Source organism: Streptomyces sparsogenes (assembly GCF_001704635.1).
GTDB lineage: Bacteria > Actinomycetota > Actinomycetes > Streptomycetales > Streptomycetaceae > Streptomyces > Streptomyces sparsogenes.
Genome location: NZ_MAXF01000068.1, coordinates 24,418 through 38,328, shown reverse-complemented (window position 1 = coordinate 38,328; position 13,911 = coordinate 24,418). Strand labels below are relative to the sequence as shown.

Here is a 13,911-nt window from a genome sequence, read left to right as displayed (position 1 = left end):
GGCGTCGTGTTCGTAGCGGACGCGTCCGGCCCGCGTGATGCGGGTGCCGGTGTAGACGCGGGCCCCGGTGGTGTCCTGGTGGTGGTCGGTGGACCAGGTGGCGTGGGTCTGGTTGCCCGCCTCGTCGTAGGCGTAGCTCTCGGTCCAGTTCTCGGCGCGGACGGCGGTGACCCGGCCCGCCTCGTCGAGGTCGAAGTCGCGGTGGCCGCGTAGGTGGTCGTCGATGCCGGCGAGGTGGCCGTCGGGGCGGTAGGTGTAGGCGCGGTGCTGGGCGATGTCGCCCGACGGGCCGATGAGGGTCTGCTCGGACAGCCGTCCGGCCGGGTCCCAGATCTGGGCGAGGGAGGTGTCGCCGAAGCGGCGGGCCGTCTCCCGGCCCCTCATGTCGTACGCGAAGTCGAGGGTCTGGCCGCAGGTGGTCAGCGTGGTGCGGCGGCCCGCCGCGTCGTACGCGAACGTGGACTTCGCCCCGGAAGGGGTGGTCCGGCGCACGATGCGGCCCAGGGCGTCGTACGTGCGGGTGAGGACCCGGTCGCCGGCGACCTCCGCCACGGCCCGGCCCATGCGGTCCCGCCGGTACGTCAGTGCCACCTCGGGGCCGATGGCCTCCGTCAGGCGTCCGGCCGGGTCGTAGGTGAAGGTGGTGGCCTGGCCGTCGGCGTCCTTGCGCACGATCCGGCCGCACACGTCGCGTTCGAGGGAGACGGTCTGGCCCAGCGGATTGGTGCGGGAGACGAGCCGGCCCGTGGGGTCGTGCGCGTAGGTGAGGGTACGGCCGTCGAAATCCGTCTCGCTGAGCGTGCGGCCGGTCGGGTCGTAGGTGTAGGTCCAGGTCAGGCCTTGGGGGTTGGTGACCTGGGTGAGGCGCAGCCGGGTGTCGTACGTGAACTCGTAGCGGGCGCCGTCCGGGTCGGTCCGGGCGGCCAGCAGGTCGAAGTGGGTGTACTCGTAGGTGGTCAGGCCGCCGCTCGCGTCCCGGTGCGCGATGGCGTTGCCCTCGCCGTCGTAGGCCCAGCTCTGCTCGGTGCCGTCCGGGGCGATGCGTCGCAGTGGCTTGCCCTCGATGGTCCACTCCATGCGGGTGGTGGCGCCGAGGGGGTCGGTGATGGCGGTGGGGCGGCCGAAGGCGTCGCGGTGGTAGACGGTGGTCGCGCCCAGGGGATCGGTGATCTCGACGGGGAGCCCCGCCGGGTCGCAGCGCACGCGGGTGGTGTCGCCAAGCGAGTTGGTGACCGACGTCAGGTGGCCGTGGTCGTCGTACGTGTATCGGGTGGTGTTGCCCAGCGGATCGGTGGCGGTGGTGCGGTTGCCCCGCTCGTCGTACGTGTAGCGCCACACCGTCCCGTCGGCTCCGGTGGTCTCCAGCGGGAGGTTCAGGGCGTTGTACGAGGCGGTCTGCCGGGAGCCGTCGGGGGCGGTGACCGTGACCGGCCGGCCGGCCGTGTCGTAGGTGTAGCCGGTGGTGCGGCCGAGGGCGTCGGTGCGGGAGAGGATGCGTCCGTGGCGGTCGCGGTGGGTGTGGGTGGTGTGGCCGAGCGGGTCGGTCACGGCGATGACCTGGCAGCGGTGGTTGACCAGATAGCGGGTGGCGTGGCCCTCGGGCGTGGTGACGGTGGTGACCCGGTGGCCGGTGCGTTCATCGGCGGGACCGTAGTCGATACGCACCGAGATGTGTCCTTCGGTGCCTCCCTCGGCGATGACTCGGTCGTTCTGGTCGTAGACGTAGTCGTAGCGGCGGTCGTTGGTGTCGGTCCACGCGATGATCCGCCGCTCGGTGTCGTACTCGAACCGCAATGGCTGGCCGGAGGAGTTGGTGACCTCGGTGAGATTGCCATCGGTGTAGGAGTACCGGATCAGCTCCTGGTCGGTGCCGTCGAGGGCCGCGCCTGCCAGGTGCAGGGCGGTGATGCGGCCGCCCTCGGTGGTGAGCTTGAGGTGGTAGCCGCCGCTGTGGACAATCGCGGCCGGGGCGCCCTGGACGTCGTACTCGAAGGTCAGGCGGTGGCCGTTGCGATCGCTGATCTCCACCAGCGGCGCCTCGCCGTCCCCGCCCCCTTCCGGGCCGGTGAAGTACCAGGTGCGGCCGGTGTCCGGATCGGCGAGGGTGTAGTCGCCCGCCACCGTCCGCTCCAGCGGCCACCTCGGCCCCAGCTCGGGCAGCGTCGGCACCCCCGGCGCCGGATGCGGATACGACAGCAGCAACCCGTCCTCCGCGACGAACACCACACCCCGCGCACCGATCTCCAACCGCTGATCAGCCGAACTCGACCACGTCGGCCCGAACCACCGCCCCACCCGATACCCCGACTCCGCCCGCCGCACGAACACCAGCGGCAACGCCCCCGGCAACACCACATCCCGCTGCGGCAGATACATCCGCCCCGACGCCAAATCCACCGGATCCGTACCCCCGGCCGTCTTCGCCACATCCGGCGTCGCATGCGGCGCGGCCCCGTCCTTGGCCAGCGTCCGCATGGCGGGGCCCTCCGCCTTGGCCAAGGTGGCGGGCAGCCGCTCGGCAGCCGTCACCGCCGTCTTCGCCCCACCCAGACCCTTCGTGCCGATCAGCTCCGGCAGCAGCCGCCCCAGCCCCTCGGACGGATCCTGCTGGAACGCGTCCCACATCCCCTTGACCGCCGTACCCGGGTCATTGGCCATCCGCACCAGACCGGCGGCGGTGCTGTTGAGATGGGTCACGTACTCGGCCGGGTGGGTGATGTTGTACAGGTCCAGCGGGTTCACCTGCCGGACGAAATTCACCAACCCCGCAGTCCCCTTCACCACACCGCCCAGGAAGTGGCTGGTGTCCAGGGCCAGCCCGTCCAGCCCGTCCCCCACCTGCTGCGCGTACGACGGCTTCTTCGGCGCCATATCCCGCGCCGCCTCCACCGCCGTCTTCGCCACCCCATGCGCCTCATCCCGCTGCCGCCGCGCCTCCGCCAGCATCTCCCGCGCGGCCTTCACATCACCCGCACCCGGATCCGCAAAAGCACCCGGCTTCTCCGGCAGACTGGCCGGGTCACGCTCGTCAGCGGGCAGCGCGTTGTACGCGTCCACCGCCTCGTTATACGCACTCACCTTGTCGTTGTGGGCGGTACGCGCATCATCCGACGCCTTCTTCCCCTTCTTGAAACGCCGGATCGCCTCCTCCGCCTGACCCTGCGCCCACTCCACCGTCCCCGCGAACCGCTCCAGCGCCCCCGACGCCTTCTCACACGCGTCCGCCGCCGAGAACCACTTCTTCGGCTCGACCGACACCTTCTCCCGGAAGGCATCCGCCGCCTTCCCCTTCAACGACCCCGACCCCAGCCCCTGCAACCCCTTGCCGACGTTGTTGAACGCCGCCGTGAAGTCGGTCAGGTGATTCGCCGTCGACCGCAGCTTGGACGGACTGCCGTGGATCAGCTTCTTGGGATCCTCACTCTCCCCCAACTGCATCTCATCGACAGCCGCGCCCAGCGCGTTCGCCGCCGAGTCCGACTTGTCCCGGACCCAGTCCGCACCGCTCTCCCAGCCGACGTCATCCAGCCGGTCCGCCGTCCAGTCCCCCGCGTCGTCGATGGCCCCACCGACATCCTCGACCCGGTCCTCGACCCAGTCCTCGACACCATCCGGAACGAAGTCGCCAATACCCACGCGCAGTTACCCCCGTGCAACGGTCGCAGCGGCCTGTCTCCGGCCGATGGTCGGCACCGTACCCGCCGCCGGAGCGGGTCCTTCCAGGGGGCCTGTGGGCTGGGCGCGTTCAGCCCGTTTCGGCCGCTTCGAGCGGGGTGGCCGCCGCCTCGGGGGCCGGTCGCGCCCGCTTCCGGCCCCGCAGCCGCTGGTAGAGCAGGGCGGCCGCGGCCACGCCGAGCGGCCACAGCAGATACCGGCCCGACATCAGCAGCAGCCCGGCCACGGCCACCAGCGCCACCAGGGCCGCGGCGCGGATCGCTCCGCGCCGCGGCAGCAGGCGCAGCGCGGCGGCCACGCCGATCGCGTAGACCGTGACGAAGGAGCCCGTGGCGAGCAGCACCAGGGGGCGCGCGTCCGTGTGGGCCGCGGTGACCGTGAGCAGGCTGAGGAAGGCCAGCGCGGAGACGGCCGCGAGGCTGCGGCGCGGCACCTCGCCCACGCTGCCGCCGCGGCCGAGCCAGCCCGGCAGCGCGCCGTCCCGGCCGAGGGCGGCGCCGAGTTTGGCGGCGCCGGCGTAGTAGGCGTTCATCGTGCCGAAGGTCAGCAGGAGCGCGGCCGCGGCGGCGAGCAGCCGGGCGTTGCCGCCCATACCGCGGGCCATCAGCTCGCCGAGGGGGGCGTCGGCGTGGGCCGCGCCCGCGCCGAGCACCGCGACAACGGCGAACGCCACGGACAGGTACAGCACTCCGACGATCACGACGGCGCCCGCGGCGGCCCGGGGCAGGTCCCGGGACGGGTCGCGGAACTCGGCCGCCAGGTGGGTGATCGCCTCCCAGCCCGCGAAGCTCCACACCAGCAGCGCCGCCGCCGGGCCGATCGCGGCCCAGCCGTGCGGGGCGAACGGCTCCAGGTGTTCCGTACGCGCCTGCGGCAGGGACAGCGCCACGGCGGCCAGCAGCAGTACGAGCAGCAACCCCGAGAGGGCGAGCTGCAGCCGCCCGGTCACCCGCAGCCCGGCGGCGTTGGCGGCCGTGACGGCGGCCATCAGCGCCGCGGCGGTGACCGTGCGGGTCACCGTGCCGCCGCCCACGGCGGCCTCCGTGTACGAGCCGGCGAACAGCGCGGCGGCGGTCGCGCCCGGGGGCACCGCCAGGTAGAAGCACCAGCCCACCACCGCCGCGGTCCGCTCGCCGAAGGCCAGCCGGGCGTACGTGGACACGCCCCCGGCGTCGGGGTAGCGCGCGCCGAGCGCGGCGAACACGGCGGCCAGCGGCGCGGACACCACGACGAGGGCCAGCCAGGCCAGCAGCGAGGCGGGGCCGGCGGTGTCGGCGGCGAGCGCGGGCAGGGCGATGACGCCCGTGCCCAGCACCGCCCCGACGTACAGGGCGGTGCCCTGGAGCGCGGTGAGCCGGCCGCCGGGCGCGGGGCGGTGGCGGGGTGCGGGTGGTTCGGTCATGCGCGGCAGCCTCGCCGATGGGGGCACCCGGGACCATCGGCGGAAATGCCATGGTGCGCTAAATTCCCGCCATGCGCCGAACCGCCGCGACACCCCCACCCGACGCGACAACCGCGCCCGAAGCGACACCCGGGCCCGAGGCGACACCGTGGCCCGCCGCCGCGCCGACCGACCGCCCCGCGCCGACCGGCTGCGACGCCCCCCGCCCGCACGTCGTGGCGGTCGCGGTGACCGACGCCGCGCCCACCTTCGAGCTCGCCGTGCCGTGCGAGGTGTTCGGCCTCGACCGGGCGGACATCGTCGACCCCTGGTACGAGCTGCGCCTGTGCGCCGGCGAGCCCGGTCCGCTGCGCACCGCCGCCGGGCTCGGCGTCCCCACCCCGTACGGCCTCGACGACCTCGTCGAGGCGGACACCGTGATCGTGGCCGCCTGCGCGCGGCCCGCCCAGCTGGCCCCGCCGCCCGGTCTGCTGGCCGCGGTGCGCAAGGCCCACGAGTCGGGCCGGCGGATCGTGTCCATCTGCAGCGGCGTGTACATCCTGGCGGCCGCCGGGCTGCTGTCGGGCCGCCGGGCGACCACGCACTGGATGAGCGCCGCCGACTTCGCCCACCGTTTCCCGGACGTCGACCTCGACCCCACGGCCCTCTACGTCGAGGACGGCTCCATCCTCACCTCGGCCGGCACCGGCTCCGCCATCGACCTGTGCCTGCACCTGGTGCGCCGGGACCATGGCGCGGCGGTGGCCAACGAGGTGGCCCGCCGGATGGTCGTACCGCCGCACCGGGAGGGCGGGCAGACGCAGTACGCCAGGCTTCCGGCACGGCCCCGGGCGGGCGGGAGCGGCGGTCTGGCGCCGGTGCTGCAATGGGCGCGCGAGCGGCTGCACGAGCCGCTGACGGTGGCCGGGCTGGCCGCGGCGGCCCACATGAGCGAGCGGACGTTCGCCCGCCGCTTCCGCGACGAGCTGGGGATCACGCCGTTGCAGTGGGTCCTCCAGGAGCGGGTGCGGCTGGCGCAGGAGCTGCTGGAGACCACCGACGACCCGGTCGAGAGCGTGGCGCGCCGGACCGGCTTCGGCACCGCGCCCAATCTGCGCCACCACTTCCGGCGGCTGACCAGCGTCTCGCCGCAGACCTACCGCCAGGTGTTCCGCTCCCGCGCGGTATCCCGCTCGGTACCGCCCGGGGCGCTCCCCACGGCACCATGGGAATGACCGGAACCCATCCCATAAGCGGGAGGAGCCACCGCCGTGACCGAACGCAAGCCGCCCGGCATCAGCTTCGAGACCTGGGCCGACCGGCAGATCCGCGAGGCGGAGGCGCGGGGCGACTTCGACGACCTGCCCGGCCGGGGCAAGCCGCTCCGGGGCCTGGACAAGCCGTACGACCCGATGTGGTGGGTCAAGGAGAAGATGGCCCGCGAGGGCCTGTCCCTCCTCCCGTCCGCGCTGGTGCTGCGCAAGGAGGCGGAGGACGCGCTGGCCGCGGCGCGGGCGGCCGGGTCGGAGGCCGAGGCGCGGCGGATCCTGGCGGACATCAACGACAAGATCCGCGAGGCGCTGCGGCGGCCGCCCGAGGGGCCGCCGCTGGATCTGGTGCCGTTCGACGTGGAGGGAGTGCTGCGGGAGCGACGGGAGAGCCGGGCCGACTAGCCCCGGGCCCAGCCCCGGCCACGCCCCGGGCCCCAGGCGCAGCCCCGGCCACGCCCTGGCCCAGCCGCGCCCGGGCCAGGGCCCTGGCCCTGGCCGGAAATAGTCGTTGCCTCAGGCTACCGGTGGTGGATGCAACCAGTTCGGGCGTACGGTGATCAGGACGCGCGTCACGCACCCCACAGGGCACCACCACGCCCCGGCCGCCGGGGCGACCCGACCGGAGGGAGCGCCACCGCGATGTGCGGCATCACCGGATGGATCTCGTACGACCAGGACCTGACCGCCGAGCGCGACACGCTGGACGCCATGACCGCGACCATGGCCTGCCGCGGCCCCGACGCGGCGGGCCTGTGGACGGACACCCACGCCGCCCTCGGCCACCGCCGGCTGGCCGTGATCGACATCGAGGGCGGCAAGCAGCCCATGTCCGTCGAGCGCGACGGTCGCACGGCACTGGTGACCACCTACAGCGGCGAGATCTACAACTACCGCGAGCTGCGCGCCGAGCTGACCGCCCGCGGCCACGCCTTCCGCACCAGCAGCGACACCGAGGTCGCCCTCCACGCCTACCTGGAGTGGGGCGAGGACTTCACCCAACGCCTCAACGGCATGTACGCCTTCGCCCTCTGGGACCCGCGCGAGCAGCGGCTCCTGCTGGTCCGCGACCGCATGGGCATCAAGCCGCTCTACTACTACCCGACCCCCGACGGCGTGCTCTTCGGCTCCGAGCCCAAGGCCATCCTCGCCCACCCCGCCGTACGCCCCGCCGTCGACGCCGAGGGCCTCGCCGAACTGCTGGCCTTCACCAAGACCCCCGGCCACGCCGTCTACAAGGGGATGTACGAGGTGCGCCCGGGACATCTCGTCCGGGTCGGCCGCCAGGGCCTGGCCGAACACCGCTACTGGGGGCTGGAGGCCCGCGAGCACACCGACGACACCGACACCACCGTCCGCAGGGTGCGGGAGCTGCTGGACGACATCGTGGCCCGCCAGCTCATCGCCGACGTGCCCCTGTGCACCCTGCTGTCCGGCGGGCTCGACTCCTCCGCGATCACGGCGCTGGCCGCCCGGGGCCTGTCCGACGCCGGGCGGGGGCCCGTGCGCTCGTTCGCGGTGGACTTCGTCGGCCAGACCGAGCACTTCAAGGCCGACGCGCTGCGCGCCACCCCCGACGGCCCGTACGCCCACGCCCTCGCCGAACACGTCGGCGCCGACCACCAGGACATCGTCCTGGACACCGCCGCCCTGATGGACCCGGCCCACCGCTACGCCACGCTGGCCGCCCGCGACCTGCCGTTCGGCTCGGGCGAGAGCGACACCTCCCTCTACCTGCTCTTCAAGTCGATCCGCGACCGCTCCACGGTGGCCCTGTCCGGCGAGTCGGCCGACGAGGTCTTCGGCGGCTACTCCTGGTTCCACGACCCCCGGGCGACGGGCGCCGACACCTTCCCCTGGATCGCGGTGTTCCGCGAGGTCGGCTTCACCGGCATCCGCAGCGGCGGCCGCGAGGCGCTGCTGCACCCGGAGGTGCTCGCCAAGGTGGACCTCGAGGCCTACCAGGCCGCCCGCTACCGCGAAGCGCTGTCCGAGGTCCCGCACCGCGAGGGCGACTCGGCCACGGAGCGGCGGATGCGGGAGATCTGCTATCTGCACCTGACCCGCTTCGTGCAGTTCCTGCTGGACCGCAAGGACCGCGCGAGCATGGCCGTGGGCCTGGAGGTGCGGGTGCCGTTCTGCGATCACCGGCTGGTCGAGTACGTGTTCAACACCCCGTGGTCGATGAAGACCTTCGACGGCCGCGAGAAGTCCCTGCTGCGTGCCGCCGCCCGCGACCTCCTCCCCGACTCCGTCGCCCAGCGCGTCAAGAGCCCCTACCCCAGCACCCAGGACCGCCGGTACAACGAGGCCATCCAGGCCGAGCTGCGCGGCCTGCTGGCCGACGGGGACGCTCCGGTCCGCCCGCTGCTCGACACGGCCGCCGCCCGGCGCGCGGCGGACGGAGCGGCCGGGGACGCGCGGCAGCCGATCGAGATGGCCCTCGGCCTCGACGCCTGGCTGCGCCGGTACGGGGTCGAACTGACGCTCTGACAGCAGGTGGCGACGTCTCTTGCCACTTGTGTGGAAACCGTGAAAGGCTCGGGCCGCCCCACAGCGGAACATCCCTCAACTCCGGGCAAAAACAGGGACCTTGGCCAGCCGCCGCCCGGCCTGATAAGAGTGTTGCCCGGCGGGGGCGCCGTTGTTCGTGAGTGAGGAAACCACCTCCATGCTCCACCAGTCATCCCCTGACGCCATATCCGAGACCGCCCTGCTCTCCGAGTACTGGGACGCGGTGCTCGACTACGCGAACCTGTGCACCACCACCCCGCAGGACGGCATGCGGCTGGCCACCGAGGCGTTCCGGCGCGGCATCCGGGAGACCCGCAACTCGCGGACACGGGCCTGGGGGCCGCGCCTGCCGTGGCTCCCGCTGCTGCTGAGCTCCGTACGCAAAACGGCGGCCGACTGGCAGGCGCGGCAGGCGGGCGACCGGCTCGACCCGGCGCTGCGCATCTGGCTGACCTCCGACCGGGCCAGGCGCTACACCACGCCACGCCGCCAACAGCCGCTCGCGCTGCGTGGATTATGGGACCTTCCGGAGGCGGACGCGGAGCTGCTGTGGTCCGTCGAGGTCGAGTCGCGGTCCCTCACGGCGGTGGCCAGGCAGCTCGGCTGGGACCCCGCCTACGCCGACGAGGAGATCGCCCGGGTCCGCGCCCGCTTCCGCGAGCTGTGCCAGCGCAACCACGTCGACACGCTCACCGACGAGGAGTGCCGCAGCTACGCCGGGCTGCTGGACGCGGCGACCCGCTCACCGGACGCCGCCGCGCCCGACGACCTGTGGCAGCACCTCGCCCGCTGCGCCCCCTGCAAGGAGGCGGCCGCCTGCCTGTATCTGCACGGCAGCGGGCTGCCCGGCGCTCTGGCCGGGGGCGTCCTCGGCTGGGGCGGGCTGCCCTACCTGGAGCGGCGGCGCAGGGTCGCGGCCGAGAACACGGGCGGACGGCGCCTGGGCACCCTCGCGCGCAGCGTGGGGCCGCCGCTGTGGGACCGCGTCAAGGGGATGCGGGACGGGGGCGGGAGGCCCCGTGGGGGGCGTACGGCGGAGGCGGCTCCGGCGGCCCGTACGGCCGAGGTGCCCCGTACAGCGGAGGCGGCTCCGGCGGCCCATACGGCCGAGATGCCTACGGCGGGGGCCTTCGGCGCGACCGCCGCGAGCGGGGTGGTCCGCGCGCGTGGTGGGTCGCGTCGGGCGCTGGGGGCCGGCGGGGGCAGGCGCCGCAGGCCGCGGAAGGGCGGGCGGACGCGTACCGCGGGGATCCTGGCGGCGGCCGCGGCGGTCTCCGTGATCGCCGTCATCGCGTACACCAACACGGACGGGGAATCGGACGACGGGCTGCCGCCCGAGGGGAGTTCGGGCCCCGGCGCGCTTCCGACGGTCGGCCCCACCGACCTCCCGCCGGAGGGCGGCTCCAGCCGGTCCCATGTCCCGCCCAGCTCCGGCACCAGTGCGGTCGGCCACCGGACCGGCCCGTCGGAGTCCCCGGCCGGGCCGTCAGGGCCGTCCGGGAAGCCCTCGCCGGGCGACGCGTCCTCGGACTCGTCCGAGTCGTCGGAATCCTCGGAGCCCTCGGGCAAGCCGCCCGGGGAGCGGCCGGAGCACCCCGAGCCCGCCGGTGTCACCTGCACCGCCCGCTACAGCCTGGACAACGAGTGGCCCGACGGCTTCCAGGCGAAGGTGACCCTCACCCCCCGCAAGACGGTGCGGGACTGGCGGCTGAGCTGGCGGTTCGAGAACGGGCAGCGGGTCACGGAGATGTGGAACGGCGAGTTCGTCCAGCGCGGGTCCACGGTGACCGTCACCCCGGCCGACTACAACGAGACCGCCCGGGGCGGGGAGCCCCTGGAGGTGGGCTTCCTCGGCACCTGGGACGCCGGCAACGCCGCGCCCACCGGCCTCGCGCTCAACGGCCGCCCCTGCGAGACCCGCTGAAGCACGCGCCCGCCGGCGCTCGCGGCCGCTGAAGCACGCACCCGCCGGCGCTCGCGGCCGTGGGGCTCGGGGCCGCTGGCGCTCGCGGCCGCCCCGCGACATCCCTAAAAGAGCTCGACGCGCTCGCCGGGCTTCAGCAGGTGCAGCCGCTCGCCGAGGCCCGCCGCCTCGAATGCCTCCACCAGCGTGTCGGCGCCCTGCGTGAAGTGCCCCCAGTGCTCGAAGTGCAGCGGGACGACCCGGCACGCGCCGAGGATCCGCGCCGCCTCGGCCGCCTGCTCGCTCGGCAGGGTCAGGAAGCCGCCGGGGACCAGCGGGGTCGAGGCGGCGCCCGCGAACAGCAGGGCCACGTCCACCGGCCCGAACCGCTCGGCGATCGCGCGCACCACGTCCAGCGAGGCGTTGTCCCCGCTGACGTAGACCGTCGGCAGCCCGCCCCCCGACACCACGAAGCCGGTCACCTCGCCGACCAGGTGCTCGGTGCCGTCCGGGCCGTGCTGGGCCGGGACGCCGGTGATCCGCAGCGTGCCGCCGCCCGAGCGCGGCAGTTCGACGGACTCCCAGTTCGGCAGCGCCGTCACGGTGGCGCCCAGCCGCTCGCGCGCGGACGCGGTCGACAGCACCAGCTCCGCGTGGTCGAGGTAGGCGCGGCCGGCCCGGTCCAGGTTGTCCGGGTGCTGGTCGTGCGAGAGCAGCACCGCGTCGACGGGGCCGAGGCCCGACGGGGCGAGGGCCGGGCCCGCGGTCTTCACGAGCTTGCGCTCGCCGATGGGGTAGTCGCCGGGCGGGTCGAAGGTGGGGTCGGTGAGCAGCCGTACGCCACCGATGTCGAGGGTCGCCGTGGGTCCTCCCACATAGCGCACGGCCAGGGCGCCCGGGGAAATCGACTCGCTCATCGCTGTGTCTCGCTGCCTCTCGCTGTCACGGTCGTGGGCGCGGCGGAGTCCGGCCCGGTCCCCCCATTGGTTCCGGGCGCGATTCCGTTGTCAACCAGTGTTGTCACCGGCGGTGTGTTCGGGTGGTGGGGCCAGATGGTGTGTTCGGGCGGTGGAAATATTCTCTTTTCTTCCGACTCGCACCACCCCCGGATCGGCGGGCGCATGGCCGGTAAGTTTCCGAAGGCAAAGCAACGAGGAGTGAAACTCCAGGGAACGGACACTCAACCAGATATGCGCCTCGGAGTCCTTGACGTCGGTTCCCAGTCGGCCCACCTCTGCATCGCCGACCTCGCGCCGGGCTGTCCCCCGGAGCCGGTCACCTCGTTCAAGCGGCCGGTGCGGCTCGCGGAGGCCACCAACCGGCATGGGGTCGTCGAGCCGGAGGCGATCAAGCGGGTGGTCGCCGCGGTCACCGAGGCCGTCGCGGTCGCCGAGGCCCACGGCATCGACGCCATGGTCCCGTTCGCCACCTCGGCGATCCGGGACGCGGCCAACCGGCCGGCCGTGCTCGCCGAGGTCGAGGACGCGACCGGGGTCCGGCTGACCTTCATGACCGGCGAGGAGGAGGCGCGGCTGACCTATCTCGCGGCGCGCGGCTGGTACGGCTGGTCGGCCGGGGAGATGCTGCTGCTGGACATCGGCGGCGGCTCCATGGAGATCGCCTGCGGCAGCCGCGCCGAGCCCGCCGTCGCCCTGTCGGTCCCCCTGGGCGCGGGCCGGCTCACCCGCCACCACCTGCCCGACACCACGCCGGTGAGAAAGCGTGACGTCAAGGCGCTGCGCCAGTTCGTACGGACCGTCATCAGCGAGACCGTCGAGGAGCTGCGCGACCGGCCGGAGCCGCTGACCCGCGTCGGCACCTCCAGGACCTTCGCCCAGCTGGCCCGGCTGACCGGGGCGCCGAAGGCCAAGGCCGGCCCGTACGCCGAGCGGTTCCTGGACCGGGAGCGGCTGCGGGCCTGGGTGCCCCGGCTGGCCGCGAGGAGCGACGCGGAGCGCGCCCGGCTGCGCGGCATCTCCGCCGCCCGCGCCCACCAGGCCCTGGCCGGTGCCGTGGTCGCGGAGACCGCGATGGAGGTCCTGGGCATCGAGCGGCTGCGGGTGTGCCCCTGGGCGCTGCGCGAGGGGGTTTTGCTGGACCGGCTCCGGGCACTCGAAGCGGACCTGGCCCCGGGCCGGGTGGACCGGCGGGACCGGGGCGGTGCGGAGCGGGGTGGTGCGGACCCGGGTGTGACCACGGCCTCGGCGAACGTGTCCGCCAGCGCTACCGTCGGCGCTCCCGGCGGCGCGTCCGCGGGCGCGGCGGCGAACGCGTCCGCGAGCGCGTCCGTACGGGCGCTCCCGGCGGGCCGCGGCCGTCACGGGCCCGGGCGGCTCCACACTGTTCCCTGGACCAGCTGACACGTCATCACACGCACGAAAGGCCCCGATGAACCCCAGGGAGAACGGACACGGAGACGGCTCCGGCGCGCGCCGCGCCGCGCTGTTCGATGTGGACGGCACGCTCGTGGACACCAACTACCTGCACGCCGTGACCTGGTGGGAGGCCTTCCGCCAGACGGGCCACACGGTGCCCATGTGGCGGATCCACCACACCATCGGCATGAGTTCCGACCGGCTCGTCGACCATCTGCTGGGCGAGGACCGGGACAGGTCCCAGGACGACCGGATCCGCTCGACCCACACGGCCCTGTACGCGACGTACTTCACCAGGCTCCAGGCCCTGGAGGGCGCCGCTGACCTGCTGCGCGCGGTGGCCGACCGGGGTCGGCACATCGTCCTGGCCAGCTCCGCGAGCGAGGACGAGCTGGCGGCGATGCGGGCCGCGATCGGCGCCGACGAGCTGACCGCCGACGCGCTCAGCTCCGACGACGTCGGCACCGGCAAGCCCGCCCCCGACCTGGTCGAGCGGGCGCTGGAGCGGGCGGGCGTGCCGCCCGAGGACGCGGTCTTCGTCGGCGACACCGTCTGGGACGTGAAGGCGGCCCGGAAGGCGGGGGTGCCCTGCGTGGCGCTGCTGAGCGGCGGGGTGCCCCACGAGGTGCTGGCCGACGCCGGGGCGGCGGAGATCTACCAGAGCCCCGCCGACCTCCTGGCGAACCTGGACCGCAGCGCGCTGGCCCACTGACCGCCCCACCGCCCACCCCAGCCGGCCCACCCGAGCCGGCCCCCACCCGCGGCCCGCCCGCCGCCCCGACTCCCGGCCCCGGT

General features: G+C 74.0%; 9 protein-coding genes. 6 read left to right on the top strand and 3 right to left on the bottom strand.

From position 1 onward, the window contains the following. Together BBH68_RS14065 and BBH68_RS14060 are read right to left on the bottom strand one after the other, a co-directional pair. Window positions 1-3,636: putative T7SS-secreted protein (locus BBH68_RS14065; RefSeq protein WP_065962285.1), on the bottom strand; the 3,636-nt coding region annotated here is incomplete at its 3' end. Window positions 3,637-3,745: 109 nt separating this feature from the next. Then, a complete protein-coding gene (locus tag BBH68_RS14060) occupies window positions 3,746-5,077 on the bottom strand; it encodes an APC family permease (protein WP_065962283.1) in 1,332 nt (443 codons plus the stop codon). Between the two features lie 71 nt (window positions 5,078-5,148). Here BBH68_RS14060 and BBH68_RS14055 point away from each other — a divergent pair, with 71 nt between their 5' ends. The 4 genes from BBH68_RS14055 (at window position 5,149) to BBH68_RS14040 (ending at window position 10,762) form a co-directional block, all read left to right on the top strand. Then, window positions 5,149-6,291 (top strand): GlxA family transcriptional regulator, encoded by a 1,143-nt coding sequence (locus tag BBH68_RS14055; RefSeq protein WP_079150978.1) that lies wholly within the window; start codon window positions 5,149-5,151, stop codon window positions 6,289-6,291. A gap of 36 nt (window positions 6,292-6,327) precedes the next feature. Next, window positions 6,328-6,729 (top strand): DnaJ family domain-containing protein, encoded by a 402-nt coding sequence (locus tag BBH68_RS14050; protein WP_065962282.1) that lies wholly within the window; start codon window positions 6,328-6,330, stop codon window positions 6,727-6,729. 237 nt (window positions 6,730-6,966) lie between these two features. After that, window positions 6,967-8,817: an asparagine synthase (glutamine-hydrolyzing) gene (asnB, locus tag BBH68_RS14045; RefSeq protein ID WP_065962280.1), complete on the top strand. Its 1,851-nt coding sequence runs from the start codon at window positions 6,967-6,969 to the stop codon at window positions 8,815-8,817. Between the two features lie 178 nt (window positions 8,818-8,995). Next, the gene (locus BBH68_RS14040) at window positions 8,996-10,762 is read left to right on the top strand and encodes a cellulose-binding domain-containing protein (RefSeq protein WP_065962277.1); all 1,767 of its coding nucleotides are present in this window, start codon (window positions 8,996-8,998) and stop codon (window positions 10,760-10,762) included. A 104-nt stretch (window positions 10,763-10,866) separates the two neighbouring features. Here the strand turns inward: BBH68_RS14040 and BBH68_RS14035 are convergent, their stop codons facing one another. Further along, entirely contained in the window at window positions 10,867-11,658 is a 792-nt protein-coding gene (locus BBH68_RS14035; protein WP_065962276.1) for an MBL fold metallo-hydrolase, read from the bottom strand. A gap of 273 nt (window positions 11,659-11,931) precedes the next feature. On the opposite strand from BBH68_RS14035, the gene BBH68_RS14030 reads away from it, so the two are divergent. Both BBH68_RS14030 and BBH68_RS14025 read left to right on the top strand, forming a co-directional pair. Beyond that, window positions 11,932-13,101 carry a Ppx/GppA phosphatase family protein gene (locus tag BBH68_RS14030; protein WP_065962275.1) on the top strand — a complete coding sequence of 390 codons (1,170 nt, stop codon included), beginning with the start codon at window positions 11,932-11,934 and terminating at the stop codon, window positions 13,099-13,101. 28 nt (window positions 13,102-13,129) lie between these two features. Beyond that, window positions 13,130-13,828, top strand: a complete 699-nt coding sequence (locus tag BBH68_RS14025; protein ID WP_065962273.1) for an HAD family hydrolase — start codon at window positions 13,130-13,132, stop codon at window positions 13,826-13,828. The last annotated feature ends 83 nt before the right edge of the window (window positions 13,829-13,911 follow it).

Coding starts and splice junctions, on each gene's coding strand:
- BBH68_RS14060 (WP_065962283.1), bottom strand. CDS start 5,077: ATGACCGAACCACCCGCACCCCGCCACCGCCCCGCGCCCGGCGGCCGG.
- BBH68_RS14030 (WP_065962275.1), top strand. CDS start 11,932: ATGCGCCTCGGAGTCCTTGACGTCGGTTCCCAGTCGGCCCACCTCTGC.
- BBH68_RS14025 (WP_065962273.1), top strand. CDS start 13,130: ATGAACCCCAGGGAGAACGGACACGGAGACGGCTCCGGCGCGCGCCGC.
- BBH68_RS14035 (WP_065962276.1), bottom strand. CDS start 11,658: ATGAGCGAGTCGATTTCCCCGGGCGCCCTGGCCGTGCGCTATGTGGGA.
- asnB (WP_065962280.1), top strand. CDS start 6,967: ATGTGCGGCATCACCGGATGGATCTCGTACGACCAGGACCTGACCGCC.
- BBH68_RS14055 (WP_079150978.1), top strand. CDS start 5,149: ATGCGCCGAACCGCCGCGACACCCCCACCCGACGCGACAACCGCGCCC.
- BBH68_RS14040 (WP_065962277.1), top strand. CDS start 8,996: ATGCTCCACCAGTCATCCCCTGACGCCATATCCGAGACCGCCCTGCTC.